The organism is Deltaproteobacteria bacterium HGW-Deltaproteobacteria-6, assembly GCA_002840435.1.
GTDB lineage: Bacteria > Desulfobacterota > Syntrophia > Syntrophales > Smithellaceae > UBA8904.
This window is the reverse complement of sequence record PHAT01000001.1, coordinates 205,894-220,684: the sequence shown is the minus strand read 5'-3', so window position 1 is coordinate 220,684 and position 14,791 is coordinate 205,894. Positions and strand designations below refer to the sequence as shown.

At 44.0% G+C, this 14,791-nt stretch carries 13 protein-coding genes and 2 tRNA genes; 5 read left to right on the top strand and 10 right to left on the bottom strand.

What is annotated here, in order from left to right:
- Positions 1 to 58: 58 nt before the first annotated feature.
- From CVU71_00970 to CVU71_00960, 3 genes are all read left to right on the top strand, one after another.
- Entirely contained in the window at positions 59 to 358 is a 300-nt protein-coding gene (locus CVU71_00970; GenBank protein PKN20394.1) for a hypothetical protein, read from the top strand.
- 221 nt (positions 359 to 579) lie between these two features.
- Positions 580 to 1,485 carry a hypothetical protein gene (locus CVU71_00965; GenBank protein PKN20393.1) on the top strand — a complete coding sequence of 302 codons (906 nt, stop codon included), beginning with the start codon at positions 580 to 582 and terminating at the stop codon, positions 1,483 to 1,485.
- On the top strand, positions 1,482 to 2,000 hold the full coding sequence (locus CVU71_00960; GenBank protein ID PKN20392.1) for a hypothetical protein: 519 nt from the start codon (positions 1,482 to 1,484) through the stop codon (positions 1,998 to 2,000). The genes CVU71_00965 and CVU71_00960 overlap by 4 nt, the downstream gene beginning before the upstream one ends.
- Positions 2,001 to 2,291: 291 nt before the next feature.
- On the opposite strand, the gene CVU71_00955 is transcribed toward CVU71_00960, so the two are convergent.
- The 4 genes from CVU71_00955 to CVU71_00940 all read right to left on the bottom strand — a co-directional run bounded on the left by CVU71_00955 (position 2,292) and on the right by CVU71_00940 (position 4,828).
- A tRNA-Met gene (locus CVU71_00955) sits at positions 2,292 to 2,368 on the bottom strand.
- A gap of 83 nt (positions 2,369 to 2,451) precedes the next feature.
- The gene (locus CVU71_00950; GenBank protein ID PKN20391.1) at positions 2,452 to 3,000 is read right to left on the bottom strand and encodes an arginine decarboxylase, pyruvoyl-dependent; all 549 of its coding nucleotides are present in this window, start codon (positions 2,998 to 3,000) and stop codon (positions 2,452 to 2,454) included.
- A gap of 38 nt (positions 3,001 to 3,038) precedes the next feature.
- Positions 3,039 to 3,884: an agmatinase gene (speB, locus tag CVU71_00945; protein PKN20390.1), complete on the bottom strand. Its 846-nt coding sequence runs from the start codon at positions 3,882 to 3,884 to the stop codon at positions 3,039 to 3,041.
- Positions 3,885 to 4,051: 167 nt separating this feature from the next.
- A complete protein-coding gene (locus CVU71_00940) occupies positions 4,052 to 4,828 on the bottom strand; it encodes a hypothetical protein (protein PKN20389.1) in 777 nt (258 codons plus the stop codon).
- Between the two features lie 167 nt (positions 4,829 to 4,995).
- Here CVU71_00940 and CVU71_00935 point away from each other — a divergent pair, with 167 nt between their 5' ends.
- Complete coding sequence (locus CVU71_00935) at positions 4,996 to 6,015, top strand: KpsF/GutQ family sugar-phosphate isomerase (GenBank protein ID PKN20388.1); 1,020 nt, start codon at positions 4,996 to 4,998, stop codon at positions 6,013 to 6,015.
- A gap of 10 nt (positions 6,016 to 6,025) precedes the next feature.
- Positions 6,026 to 6,550: a gamma carbonic anhydrase family protein gene (locus CVU71_00930; protein PKN20387.1), complete on the top strand. Its 525-nt coding sequence runs from the start codon at positions 6,026 to 6,028 to the stop codon at positions 6,548 to 6,550.
- A 68-nt stretch (positions 6,551 to 6,618) separates the two neighbouring features.
- On the opposite strand, the gene CVU71_00925 is transcribed toward CVU71_00930, so the two are convergent.
- The 6 genes from CVU71_00925 to CVU71_00900 form a co-directional block, all read right to left on the bottom strand.
- Positions 6,619 to 7,473: a hypothetical protein gene (locus CVU71_00925; GenBank protein ID PKN20386.1), complete on the bottom strand. Its 855-nt coding sequence runs from the start codon at positions 7,471 to 7,473 to the stop codon at positions 6,619 to 6,621.
- Positions 7,392 to 8,147, bottom strand: coding sequence for a glycosyl transferase family 2 (locus CVU71_00920; protein ID PKN20385.1), 756 nt, complete (start codon positions 8,145 to 8,147; stop codon positions 7,392 to 7,394). The genes CVU71_00925 and CVU71_00920 overlap by 82 nt, the downstream gene beginning before the upstream one ends.
- Positions 8,148 to 8,292: 145 nt before the next feature.
- Positions 8,293 to 8,367: transfer RNA gene (locus CVU71_00915), tRNA-Val, on the bottom strand.
- Positions 8,368 to 8,544: 177 nt separating this feature from the next.
- The gene (locus CVU71_00910; GenBank protein ID PKN20384.1) at positions 8,545 to 9,738 is read right to left on the bottom strand and encodes an acetyl-CoA C-acyltransferase; all 1,194 of its coding nucleotides are present in this window, start codon (positions 9,736 to 9,738) and stop codon (positions 8,545 to 8,547) included.
- Between the two features lie 73 nt (positions 9,739 to 9,811).
- Entirely contained in the window at positions 9,812 to 12,232 is a 2,421-nt protein-coding gene (locus CVU71_00905) for a 3-hydroxyacyl-CoA dehydrogenase (GenBank protein ID PKN20383.1), read from the bottom strand.
- An 828-nt stretch (positions 12,233 to 13,060) separates the two neighbouring features.
- Complete coding sequence (locus CVU71_00900) at positions 13,061 to 14,761, bottom strand: hypothetical protein (GenBank protein ID PKN20382.1); 1,701 nt, start codon at positions 14,759 to 14,761, stop codon at positions 13,061 to 13,063.
- Between the last annotated feature and the right edge of the window lie 30 nt (positions 14,762 to 14,791).

The window sequence follows — 14,791 nt, the reverse complement described above, 5'->3', positions numbered from 1 at the left end:
ATAGTGCATGCTGTTCGTTTTTAAAGAACCAATCAAAATCATAAATGGGAGGTGACAGATGAGTTATTTTGCTATTTGTACTTTTGATTTAGTGAATTGCGGTTATGAAGATTATCAAAAAGCCTACGATGATCTTGTTAAGATCGGTTTCAAAAGAGATATCACGGCCAATGATGGAAGTATTGTTAGGTTACCGACGACAACCACTGCAGGGGAATTTAATGGGGAAAGTGTAGAACAAATACGCAATAATTTATCAGATAAAGTAGAAAATGCTTTTTCCGCCCGTGGATTCAAATCTGAAATATTTATTTCAGTGAGCGGAAACTGGGCATGGAGCCGACGAATAACAAAGTGATTTTTTAATATATTATTTCTTGAACTTCGCAAAATAAAGGCGTATAAACTCTCAAGTTTTCCACCATTAAACATCATAATCAGCATGGCAGTAAAAAAACGTTCCTCAAAGGAAATGTACCCATGCAGCAACCGATTACTTCAAAGACCAGCACGGCATGATCCGGCTGGTCTTTTTTTATTTTGGAGGTTCAACTACTTTATTGATCTGGAGGTAATGGCATGGATGTGAAAGTTATGGCTTTTGAATTAACATTGGGTAAAGGTATATCGATAACAGATTTTTATAATTATTGTCGTAACACATCAGGGACACCTATTTATAAGCGTTTTATCTATGTTGATCAAAGTGAAAAATGGCTGCGGGGCATTGTTTTGACTTCAAAGGATATTAAAGCATTTACCAAGCTCGTAAGAAAGCCGGGTAAAATTATGATAAGTCCAGAAGCCATCAATGATGGAGAGTTAGCTCATTTTAATTTTTTCATTCTAAATACTGAAAATTTGCGTGGTTATTTTCAATATTATCATGGATCGACTTCCATACATAGTTTTGGTGATACATTGAAACGTAAATATAGAGACCTGAAGCATATTTTAATAGATCAAGCATGTAAAAAAGCCGAAATCAGTCAATATGAAATACCAAAATCGATTAGAAATAAATACGATGAATATTTGAAGTTTGAAGTTGTTCTTTTGCGGAAAACATTCAAAGAGTTTATGAAAGAGTTCACACGCGTGAAAAATATTACGGTTCAATTTAAAGAATATATTCCAAATCAACCATTATTCAGAGTGTTAGCTGAGAAGGCAAAGACGCGACGTCACACTTTAACATTTAAAGGATACGAACATCGTATTGAAATATTAAATGATGTGATTGCTCTGGGGACAGCAGATGTGGTACAAGACCTACATGGTGTGGGCGTTACAGACGATAATTTTGATAGACCTTTTAAACTTCATAATGAACCTGAAACCCTTGACCATTTTGACTTCAACGAATTTGTTCTGCTCACAGAATTTGACTCAAGTAATGTAAAAGGAAGTATCGATAATGCACCCGTCGTCAAACGTCTATTCAATATTACTGAAAAAGATAAGTGGATAAATCCAAATTCATGAAAAAACTATTTCCATATGCAATATCCATTTTTGTTTCATTCTTTACATGGATAATAATATTTTACTGCTTAGATAGTGAAAAATTTATTGATATTTATGACGACCGCCTTCAATTTGCCTTTTTTACAGCGTTTTTAACAGTGGGTAGTTTGTTGCTCGCAATGAAAGCTTTTTTATTGGTACGCCTGAAAGATGATATTTATCTACATGAGGAGTATCAAAAACGCTATAAGGAACAATGCAGTGGCCCACATAAAATTGACTATTTTCAGGGATTAAAAGACATAGGATACCTTTTGGTCGTCAGCGTCATCGTTTGCTTTATAACATCTATTGCTCAAATTACGATTGGATTTTGCCCCACATACGCGATTAAAATCATTGCTCCATCTTTAGCCGCTGGCATGTTATCACTGGTTATCATTGATTGGTTATTTGTGTATTTAAATCTTCGGGACTGGTTTTCCTTTATTGAAATAGATATTCAAAATAAACTCAAAAAAAATGAGAGTTAATTTTCTTTGAATAATATAATCAAAACTCATTTGATTAAGAACCATCGTAAACCATCTGTAAAGCATCTGTTAATCATCGTGTAAGTCACTTATCGCAATTTCCGGTACTTAGTTATCACACCCCTTCACATGGCATACAAGAGCACGGGATACGACAGAATCATTATTTATATATCATGGTTTGCGTGCACGTTGGATGTATCTATCATGACAACATTTTGCAGTGGGAGAGCGCAGAGCATCATGCAAAAATAAAGGGGTTAGCCACGTGCCAACCCCTTTACAATTATTTGGTAGCGGGGAGAGGATTTGAACCTCTGACCTTTGGGTTATGAGCCCAACGAGCTACCAAGCTGCTCCACCCCGCGATATGACGACATCTAAGATTCGGACCTTAGACCATTATCTCCTATGTTTGTCAAGGAGTTATTTGGCCGTTTCCGGCTAACGCCTAGAAAATGAAAACTGCGGCTGCGACAACTGTTGTAAACCAATTGTTTTTAACAATGGTCGACTGCGTAATGTTGCGCGTGCTGACGATTTTGCCGCTGATTTTGAATATTTCTTTTTTCTCGTCCCAGCTTTCATCAATATCAAAATCAATACCCAGCGTCGAAGCCAGCATCGCGGCGGCCAGATCTTCCGCGTAATCGCCCGCCTCTTTTTCCGTTCTGCCAAAGGCGTGATGCTCGCTGATGTAACCATAGGCTTTTTTATCAGCGGGAATGGCCAGCCCCACCGACGACGCAAGCAACCGGCGTGGTTCGTTGCTGCAGCAACGGCTCATCACACAATATGTGATCGCTCCCGGTTGCAGTTCTTTGACGCCTTGTGCCATGGAAATCACTTTGCAGCCGGGGGGGAAAATGCTGGATACCTGCACCAGATTGCACTTTTCAATACCGGCATCCCGCAGAGCCAATTCAAATGAATGCAGCTCTTCTTTGTGGGTGCCGACACCTTTGGTAAAAAATATTTTTTGGGGTACACTGGGATTCAATTTTCTATCTCCATGGTAAAATAATTAAACGTACACAGCTATTTTGTTATATAGCCCATTAAACGATAAATCAGTTTAGCCGCCATGAAATCAGGAGCAACAACTCCCGGCAAAGGGGCTAATTCAACAACGTCAAACCCCCGGATACTGCATTTACCGGAAACCAGACGCAGTAACTGCAAAACATCGCGCCAGGAGAGACCGCCCGGCTCAGGCGTACCGGTCGCGGACATGATCGACGGATCGAATACATCTAAATCGATAGTAATAAAAACATCGCCGCGCAGATCCTTAGAAACTGTTTGCGCCCAGTTCTTGTTTTCCGAAACATAATCAGCGCTGTAGGACTTGACTTCACTAGTCGGCAGATAATCCCCCTCTTCCTTGCTCATGCTCCGAATGCCCACCTGGACCAGAGAACAAATCTCGGTGATTCGTCTGGCTACACAGGCGTGATTATAAGGCGTACCCTGATAGCTGTCACGCAAATCGGCGTGGGCATCCAGTTGCAGAACGGTCAATTTGGGATATTGCTCGGCAACAGCCTGAACGGCGCCCAGCGTGATGCTGTGCTCTCCGCCCAGCATCACCGGAATCTTGTTTAATGAGACGATACGGCTGATTTTTTTCCGCACGGCGCTGATCATATGCTTCGGCCCGCGGGCGTCCACGCTGACCGGCGCGGCTGTATGGATGCCGGCCAGATATGTTTCTTTCTTCAGTTCTTCATCATAAAGCTCCATGTTGGTTGAAGCTTCGATGATGGCCGCCGGCCCCCGGCGGCTGCCGGGCTGATATGTCGAAGTCAAATCGTAGGGCACGGGCACAACAACAAATCGAGCGTCACGCATGGAACATTCGGGATATATTCCGCCAAAATTCATAATAATTTTCCTTCTTTTTCGTAATTTTGGGGAAACGCTTTAATCTCGTTCCCGAAATACACAAAATGTCTTTTTTGTAAAAAAGATCGGGTTTCCTAGCATAAAGAAAACAATATGTCCAGCAATTCATTGATCAAACACGGTTAAAAATGAAGGGAGCCGGATGATTACCGCGGCCGGTAGTAACTCATGAAGAATTTTCCGTCTTCGTAATAGAGAAACGAGTAGTGACTGGTCCAGTCGCCCAAAGTGACAAAAGTCTTCTTTTTGCCATTCAAATCGAAATTACGCAGCACAGGTTTATGGCAATGTCCCAGGATCACGGCGCCGTATTCTTCCCGCAACTTTCCCGCGGCAAAAGAAAACATTTTTTCCACAAGCGCCGTTCCATCATCAACGGTCATCGTTTTGCTGGTATGGGAGCTGATACCGGCAATTGCCCAGAGAATGGATGACGGGACAAAACGCTGCAAATGATAAAAGGCGCGCGCGCGTAATGCCTTCCGCAGCAGAATATAGAAATAATTTGACCGGTCCACCGTATCGCCGTGGGCAACCAATGTATTGATGCCATCCAGCTTAATATCGGCCCATTCCTCAAATACTTCCATCCCTAAGACATCATGAAAATATTCTTTCATGAAAAAATCATGGTTCCCTTCACATAAATGGATGCGAACGCCGCTCTTTTGCAACGCGACCAGTTTACTGATCACCAGCTGAAATTCGGGATGGATATGATCCTTCCGGCAAAACCAGAAATCAAAAAAATCGCCAAGAATGTAGAGGTCATCAATCGGCGTTTGTTTGCGTTCCAATGCTTCGGCATCGACGATCGATCTTACCTTACATTCCCCCAGATCGGCCAGAAATTTGATAAACTGTCCGTATCGCTCGTCCGCAGAGCGTCTCAAGTGAGCATCGGATATAAAAATTGCTTTCATGCTTTCGTTCTCTTCCGGTCAAAATGCGATTTTTCTTTAGCAGATAAATCAGCGCTAAGCCATGATTAATTTTATTTGTTCTGTCCAATAGAATTCATCAATTGATTCTTGTTTTGTCCGGAGTTTTTTGCTAGTTTTGCTGCACCGTATGCAGACAGGCGAAGAAAATGAAAAAAGCACAGGACAAAAACATGAGCAATAATAGAGCGGCTATAGAACGCGCCAAAGAAGTTCTGAAAATTGAAGCACAGAGTATTTTGAGTCTGGTCGATAAGATCGATGGAAATTTTACCAGCGCGGTCGATTTGATCTTTAAATGCAAGGGACGCGTTATTATCACGGGCATCGGCAAGTCCGGATTAATCGGTCGAAAAATCGTCGCCACACTGACCAGCACGGGGACACAGGCGCTCTTTCTCCATCCCGCAGAAGGCATTCACGGGGATCTGGGCATTGTAACGAGAAAAGACGTTCTCCTGGCAATTTCCAACAGCGGTGAAACACGCGAACTGATACCCATCATCAGTTCGGTTAAGCATATTGGAGCGCCTATCATTTCCTTTACCGGCGTACTCTCTTCGACACTGGCCAAAAACAGCGACATCGTCATTGACGTATCCGTGGAAAAAGAAGCCTGCCCTTTCGGTCTTGCGCCGACCTCCAGTTCCACTGCCGCCCTGGCCATGGGCGACGCCCTGGCTATCGCGCTGATCGATAAACGGAAATTCCGTGAACAGGACTTTTACAAGTTTCATCCCGGCGGCTCTCTGGGCACAAGACTCAAAGCAAAAGTGAGCGACGCCATGATAGTGGGAGACAGAATCCCGCGCGTGTTCAGCAAAACCGGTATCCGGCAGGCCATTTCGGAAATTGACGAGAAGAATGTCGGCTTTGTTCTGATCACGGACAAAAAAGACAACCTGCTCGGCATCCTCACGGATGGTGATGTGCGACGGATGGTCAGCAAAGGCCTGTCTTTCACCGGGCTGACGATAGACGATGTCATGACGCCCAATCCCAAGACCATCGGCGAAAAAGCTTCGCTGGCGGAAACGGTGGAGTTTATGCAGAAAAAGGAAATTACCTCACTGGCCGTGATCAATGATAAGAAAAAACTTAAAGGGTATGTCCATCTGCATGACATTTTTGGCAGGGGCGGCTCCGTTAACATTTCATTGACCTATTAGGTGAACGTTTATGGCGCTTTATGAATTTGATGGTAAAAGGCCGCAGGTTCCCTCCGATTCTTTCGTTCATCCGGCCGCCGTTTTGATTGGCGATGTTCGCATCGGACATGAATGTCTGATCGCGCCCGGTGTTTCCATCCGCGCAGACTTCGGTCCGGTCATTATCGGTGACCGTTCCAGCGTTCAGGACAATGCTGTCATTCACGTCTATCCGGGATCTCAGTCCATCATCGGAGATGACGTCACTGTAGCTCACGGTGTAATTCTGCATGACGTCCACATCCATGACCGATGCATGATCGGCATCGGCGCCATCGTCCTTTTTAATGCTGTTTGCGAAGAAGATGTTTTTGTCTCGGTAGGCTCGCTGGTTCCCAAGGGCATGCGCATTCCCGCCGGAAAAATTGTCGCGGGAAACCCCGCCACAATCACCCGCGATGTTACAGATAAGGATAAAGCAGCCGCAAAAGACGGCATTGAAGCCTATCGCTACCTATGCCGAACCTATCTGGCCACGATGAAGAATATGACTTAATCGTCGCTGAATCTCTCTGTAAGCTTCGTACATTGGACAAGCCCCTCATCCATATAAATCCAAGGCGTTTATAATATTTGTTTTTTCTTTGCCTTGATTAACAAAACCGTTGATAAAGCCCGGGGCATGATCAGCGCATCAATCCATGCGAAACCGGCATAAAGTTTATTGAGCCACTTGAAGAGGCTGATCAGGATATCCGGGGGCGGAACTTGCATTTTTTTTAAGCGCTTTTTCTGACTCAAATTCTGCAAGGCGGAAATGCAAAGGGTAACAGACAACATGGTCAACTTCTCTAAAGGTCCCAGAACCTTTCGCACGTAAACGGGATAAAATCCGGCTTCTTCCAGACGGGATATCATCTCTGAAACTTCATAGCGCCGGTAATGATGAACAAAACGGTCATCATGTGCAAAATAAAAATGACGGTGGGGAAACGTTACGATCAATACGCCGTCGGGCTTTGTTACCCTGGCTATCTCTCTTAATGATTTCCGGTCGTCTTCAAGATGTTCCAGGACTTCAGAGGAGATGACATGAGAAAATGAATTCGCTTCGAAGGGTAGATTCATGGCATCCGCCACGACATATTGGCCCTTCCCGTGAATTTGCTTCAACATCCTGAGTGCTGACGAAGATAAATCGGAATATACAATACGGTCCCACGAGGTCAGAACGGGAGAAATGCCGCTGCCGATTTCCAAAACGAGTTCCTTCTTCTCGTTTTGCATTACTTTTTCAACGGCGCGCTTTCTAATAAGATAATTGTACAGGTAATTTTTCAGGGAGGCATATTTTTCATTTTCAAAGAAATCATCGAAACGATTTTCGTTTTTCGACATCATGCGTGGATCTCCGGGAAGAGAGACGTCCGGATAAGTCCCCATTTTGACAGACGAAAGCTCATCGCTGTTGCCAGGCATCCTATCCCATATTTAACGCTGCGCATAAAGTTGATCGATGACGCTTCGGCAAAGTATTTCGTCGGGCAACTGACCTCGGCAATCGTATAACCAAACCAGACAATCTGGGCCAGCATTTGATTATCGAAAACAAAATCATCGGAATTAGATTCCAAAGGCAACTTTTCAAGCAACTCCCGGGAAAAGGCGCGATATCCCGTATGATATTCCGAAAGCTTCGCTCCCAGCATCACATTTTCAGATAAGGTAAGAAAACGATTGGCAATGTACTTCCACAGCGGCATCCCGGATCTCACCGCATGTCCGCCCAGAATTCTCGATCCGAGAACACAGTGATAAAGTCCGTTCCCGATCATGGATGCCATGGCCGGAATCAGTTTTGGCGTGTATTGATAATCGGGATGAACCATAATGATGATATCCGCTCCCTCTTCCAGAGCCATCCTGTAACAGGTCTTCTGATTACCGCCATATCCACGGTTTTTTTCGTGGACATGAACCCTCGTATTGGGAAGTCGGGCGGCAATAGATGATGTTTCGTCGCCACTTGCATCGTCCACCAGGATAACCAGATCGACAATCTCCTGGGCCATAACCTCATCATAAGTCTTTTTCAATGTTTGAGCTGCGTTATACGCGGGCATTACAACAATGACTTTTTTAGTTTTAAACATTCTGAAGGACTCCAATTATCTATTTTATATAGTAAATATAAAATCATGTCCACAAAATGATGGCAGATTTTTTCATGAACGATTTATTGAATGATTTAAAATAAAAATGGGATTAACGATAAATCGCTAATCCCATGAATATTCATGGTAGGCGGTGCTGGGATTGAACCAGCGACTTCTACCGTGTGAAGGTAGCACTCTCCCGCTGAGTTAACCGCCCAAGTGCCGTTTGCTATAGCTTAAAGATTGCCGCATTTCAAGCAAAAAGACTTCCTTATTTCAATCACGATAAAACCAAGAAAGGAAGCGTTGCCGCCGACCCTTCCGCCATTTGTGTATCCATCATGGCGGAAGGGTTCTGGCGACGCTTTCAGCTTGGCGCTGGAGGGGTTTCTAATTACAACATTTCATAAAGACCGGCTGCGCCCATACCGCCGCCGATACACATGGAAACAATACCACGTTTTCCACCGCGACGTTTCAACTCATGCAGCAGTTGGGCCGTCAGCTTGGCGCCGGTGCATCCCAGCGGATGTCCCAGAGCAATCGCACCGCCGTTGGGGTTAATGTCGCCTGCCCAATAACGGTCTTCAATGCCGACTTCGCGGCAGGAATAAATCGCCTGCGAAGCAAAGGCTTCGTTAATTTCAAAAACATCAACGTCCTTCGTCGTCAAACCGGCCATTTTTAAAACCTTGGGAATTGCATAAGCAGGACCAACACCCATTTCTTCCGCCAGACATCCGGCGACTGCATAATGGGTCATTTTGGCAATGGGTTTCAGTTTTAATGCTTTTGCTTTTTCGGCGGTCATAATCATACAAAAAGCAGCGCCGTCCGTCATTTGGGAAGAGTTACCCGCTGTACAACCACCGCCCAATTTGAACGGGGATTTCAGTTTGCCGAGATCCTCAACGGTTGTCGGCCAACGGACGCCGTCATCCATATCAAAGACGACTGTCTCGCGAATACGTTTGCCGTTTTTAATCTTGTATTTGAAAGCGTTAATAGGAATGATTTCTTCCTTGAATTTTCCGGACTGAATGGCTTCATAAGCCCGGCGATTGCTTTCCACAGCAAACTTATCCATGTCTGCCCGTGAAACATTATGATTCATGGCTACATTTTCCGCCGTATTGCCCATGTTGATATAAACGTTGGGCATACTGCCGTCAAACTTCCAATCCGGATTCGGACGCATCGCTGATCCACCCATCGGAATATGGCTCATGGTTTCACAACCGCCGGCAATGATGATCTCCGACCAACCAGCACGAATTTTAGCCGTGGCGTCAGCAATAGCCTGAACACCGGATGAGCAAAAACGATTAACGGTCATGCCTGAACAGGAAATAGGAAGCCCTGCTCCCATCGCTAAAATTCTTCCCATATTCATGCCCTGCTCGTGCTCCGGGAACGAACAACCGACAATTAAATCATCAATTTCCCCGGGATCCACTTGCGGCAATCTGGCCATCAAACCTTTGAGTACTTGAATCCCATAGGCATCCGACCTTGTATTTGCAAGACCACCTTTTTTATAACGGCCGCCTGGACTTCTTACGGCTTCAACAATTACAGCATCACTCATGATTTTCCTCCTTCATGTAATGAAAGCGCGAAACGCAAATCAAATAAACGCCGCGCCTGTTATTTCATAAATATTAGTTACGCAGCGGCTTGCCCTTGGTCAGCATATACATAATGCGTTCCTGAGTCTTTGTCTCGCCAACCAGACTTACAAAAGCTTCTTTTTCCAGATCCAGAATCTCCTGCTCCGATACAAATGTTCCTTCGGCACAGTCGCCGCCGGAAAGAACCTGGGCTATCTTCCTGCATACAACCAGATCATAATCGGAAATGAAGTTGCCATATCTCATGTTCATGATAATGCCTTCGACGAAACCGCGCATATTCTCACCCATGACCGGAATCAAAGCGGGTTTTGGCGGTTTGTAACCTGCCATAACCAGAGACAGAACAAGTTGTTTGGCTTCAAATATCTGCTCATCGCGGCTCATATTGATGGTTTCCGATTTGCGAATATAACCCAGCTCCATGGCTTCCGCAGCACTGGTCGAAACTTTGGCCATTGCGATATTTTCGAAACACTTGCCCATGTGATACTGCATATTCAGACCCATTTCCACAACGCCACTCGGAATCCCCTCCGTCAGGCGAACCAGAAGTTCTTTGCAGCCGCCGCCTGCGGGAATCAAGCCGACACCAACTTCCACAAGGCCCATGTAGGTTTCACCGTTCGGCAGACAACGCGCGCCGTGTATGGCCATTTCGCAGCCGCCGCCCAACGCCAGACCGGCCGGAGCTGTCACGACGGGCTTATCGAGGTATTTCATTCTCATGTTGCCGTTCTGTAAGTCTTCAATGCCTTTTTCAATCAGATCCCACTGACCCATCTGTGCGGCGGTGAGTACCTGGAATACATTGGCGCCAGCGGAGAAAGCACGTTCATCATGGTTGGCAACAACCATTCCGGCAAAATCTTTCTCAACAATATCGCAAGCTTCATGAAGCATAACGGTCAGACCGTCGTCAATAGAGTTCATCTTGGTATGGAATTCCAGGCAAACCACGCCATCGCCGATGTCGATCAGGCTGGCACTGCCATTTTCTTTCACGACCTTGCTGCGTTCTTTGAGAGAAGGCAGAATGATGATGCGGGGATTTTCTTCGATCTTCACATAACCTTTCTTCTCAAAGTCATAGTAATACTTACCATCGGGTTTGGAGGTATAGAAAGACTCGCACCCTTTTTTCAGCATTTCGTCGATCTTCTTGGGAACTTTCAGCTTCATCTTCTTCATGACGTCAATGGCTTCTTTGACGCCCACGGCATCCCAGGACTCGAAAGGACCCAACTTCTGATTGTAGCCCCATTTCATGGCGTTATCGATGGCCATGACGTTGTCGCAGATTTCACCAATCCGGTTTGCCGAATAGATGAAGTTTTTGCAGAAGTATTCGCGAATAAATTCTCCGGCTCTGTCGTCAGCAAAGAAAACCGTCTTCATCGACTCAGCGACAGTTTCCTTCTTCTTTGCGGCACTGATGGAATCAAACTTTGGTTTGCCGGCGGGAACATATTCCATGGTCTCGAGATCAATCATTAACTTGACGTTTTTGCCCTTGGCATCTTTGGTTTTCTTATAGAAACCCTGTTTGGTTTTATTGCCAAGCCATTTGTTTTCGAGCATCTTCTCAGAGAAAGGCAGCGGGAGGAACATATCGCGGCTTTCATCATCAGGAACGGCCTTATAAAGATTATCCCGTACATGCGAGCCGATATCCAGTCCAACCAGATCGATTGTGCCGAAGATCGCAGTGCCCGGACGGCCGACAGCCTTACCGACAATGGCGTCCACTTCATCAATTTTATATTTTCTCTCCCACATAATGCGCTGGGCATTGCCTAAATCAAACGAGCCAATGCGGTTACCGATAAAGTTCGGGCTGTCTTTACAAACAACAACGCCCTTGCCCAGGGTCTGCTCGCTGAATTTGCACATAAAGTCGACAATTTCTTTATCCGTTTCCACTCCGGGAATAATTTCCATCAATTTCATGTAGCGGGGAGGATTGAAGAAATGGGTTCCCAGAAAATGCTTTTTCAGATTGGCGCTGAATTTTGCGCTGATGTCTTTTATGGGAATACCGGAGGTATTTGTTGAAACGATGCAGTTCGGTTTAACAACTTTTTCTACCTTGGCAAAAAGTTCCTGCTTGATTTTAAGGTTCTCCACAACAACTTCGCAAACCCAATCGACATCGGCCAGCCACTTCAAATTATCCTCAAAGTTGCCGATTTTGATCATGGATGCATTTTTCTTGGTAAAGAAACTGGCGGGTTTCGATTTTGTAGCTCCAGCCAGACCGTTTGCAGCGAAACGATTGCGCCATGCCGGGCTTTTTTCCGTCAGGCCTTTCTTCTTGTCAGCATCCGTCAACTCGAATGGAATGATATCGAGCAAATAACACTCGATACCGGCATTTGTCAGATGAGCTGCAATGTTCGCGCCCATGACTCCCGCACCTAAAACAGCCGCTTTTTTGATCTTTAATGACATTATTCTCCTCCTTCATTTTCTTATGAGCCGCTAGTTTGTTTTGCGATTCATAAATTGTTTGAGGCCAAGCTACGCCCCATTTAACTTTCATACTTCATTCAATATTTCATGAGTCGTGCAATCACCGATTCATTTGTCATCTTAAGTTATAATGGTGAGCTTATCACTTCCTTTCTCCATTGTATTTCCGGCAGCACAAAACACGTCGCCGTAGAAAATACAGCGAGGAGTTTTTTGTTTATTTCATTATTTTTATGGTGATGATAAAAACGATGTAATTCTTGATAAAAAAACAGGCAATTGAACCAGCTTGACGAAGCTTTTACTCTTGATGCTAATTTTCGCTCATGAAGCCATGAAACGAAAAATATGAAAGTAAAGACTTCAGGCATTCCGTGGCTCCCTTTCCACTTTGAAGAGAAGTCAAAAATAATTATTGAAATTGATTTTGCCCCGCGGACACACCCAGGCATCAATTCCTGACACTCAGGGGGGAAACTCTGAACCCCGAGGGATAACCTTAAGCCCGCCTTACCTTATGGGTTTAAGTCAACTACTGACTAAAGGTCATGATCGTTATTAAACCAAACAGAAACTAAAGTCAAGGCAAATTAATATTCCGGAGTAATGCATATAAGATATTATTATATCTATATATTTATGGAATTATTAAAAGCATCCTATGGATATTATGATTGGGTTCATAATTCACGGACAGGTTATTCAAGACAGCTGGATTTCTTCGATGGGAACCTTGGTTCAGCCGCCACAAGCGACAGAGATTTTATCCTCGAAAATTAACATATGCTGGTCTTTATTCCCTTAAATTCATTTCATTTCTGAAAATCTGGGATTAATACGTATTGCTTCATGGTAATGGTAAAGAGCTTTATCGCTTATTCCTTTTTGTTTAAAAATAATGGACAATCGATAATGGGCGTTTGCGAATAGAGGTTCTAACTTTACTGCCTCTTGAAAATGCTTTAAAGCTTCATCAAAGTTTCCCTGATTCATTAAAGCCATACCTAAATTGTTGTGCGCCCGTGCATTATTTGGATTAAACGTCAAAGCCGTTTTGAATGCCTTTTCTGCACCACTGCTGTCATTCATCATCAACAAAGCTACACCCATGCTATTATAAAGTGTCGGATCATTTTTCTTAAATTCCATTGCCTTACGTAAATGCTGAACAGCTTCTTCAGGCCTATTTTGATTAATCAAATGAATACCCAGATTCTTATGCGGTATATAATTTGGTTTAGCCACTTCCAGTGCTCGATGATAAAGGGTATAATTATTTTCCCAATATTGAATCTGCCCATATGTCATTGTCGTCAAACCAATAATTCCGGCAGCTATAGTTACTAAAAGCAATTTTTTTGAACACTTTCTGGCCGAAACGCTGAACAATCCCCATACAATTAATACGAAGAGCCCAATAAAAGGAACATAAGCGTAACGGTCTGCCATAGACTGGACACCTGCTTGAACAATCCCGATAACAGGAATCAAAGTCCCCATATACCAGAGCCAGCCTACCGCCATAAACGGGTATTTACGCACATATTTAATAACCAGTGTGGTCACGATCAATAGAAACAGGCCGGCGAACGTTACCTGCCATATCGGTATATGCTCTAATGGATAAAGGACGGCTAAATCCATTGGCCATAATAGTTTCTTAATATACAAGCTATAGGAAACAATGGCATTACTGATCCGATCTGTTATAGGTACCATATCGAGATCTGATAATGTCCCATCATTATGCTGGGCATATAATGTTATGCAGCTAAAAACGATGGATAAGACAAATAATGGTATTTTTTCAGCTATTAGAAAAGATACTTTTTGCTTCATGCCTTTTATCTCACACGATTTTTCAGGACCTTCACCCAGCGTATTAAAATACGTCCGATGTAAAGGCCAATAATCAAGCAGAAGCAACGTAAAAGGGAGTGTCACCAGCATTGGCTTTGACATCAACCCCAAAGCAAAGCACAACAATACCGGCAGGTACCTTTCCCAAACCGGTCGTTTCACATATCGGACATAAAACATCATGGTCAGCATCCAGAAGAAAGTGCTCAAAACATTCTTCCGTTCTGCAATCCAGGCTACAGATTCAACATTGATTGGATGAATAGCAAACAGAGCTGCAACTGTTGCGCTCCTCCAAACCGATCCCGTCAGACTGTTCAAAAGCAAAAACAGTAAAACCGTATTGAAAATATGGATAATAAGGCTGCTCCAGTGATGCCCGCCGGCCTTTACACCGAACAACTGCCAATCCATCATGTGCGACAACATCGTTAAAGGATGCCAGTTTGCCATACTAAAGTCTGTGAAAGTCCCTTTAATATTCGCCCAGGTCATTCCAGTTTGAGTTTTGAAATTCTGCGTCACATAAATGGTATCGTCGTAATTGACAAATTCAAAGTCTTGCACCTGCCAGTATCCGGCAAGGATCAAAATAATCAAAACCACGATAACGACAATTTTCTTCTGAAAACTTGTCAGGGAACTCATTGGCCTCAATCACTCCTCTCCTCAAGCGCC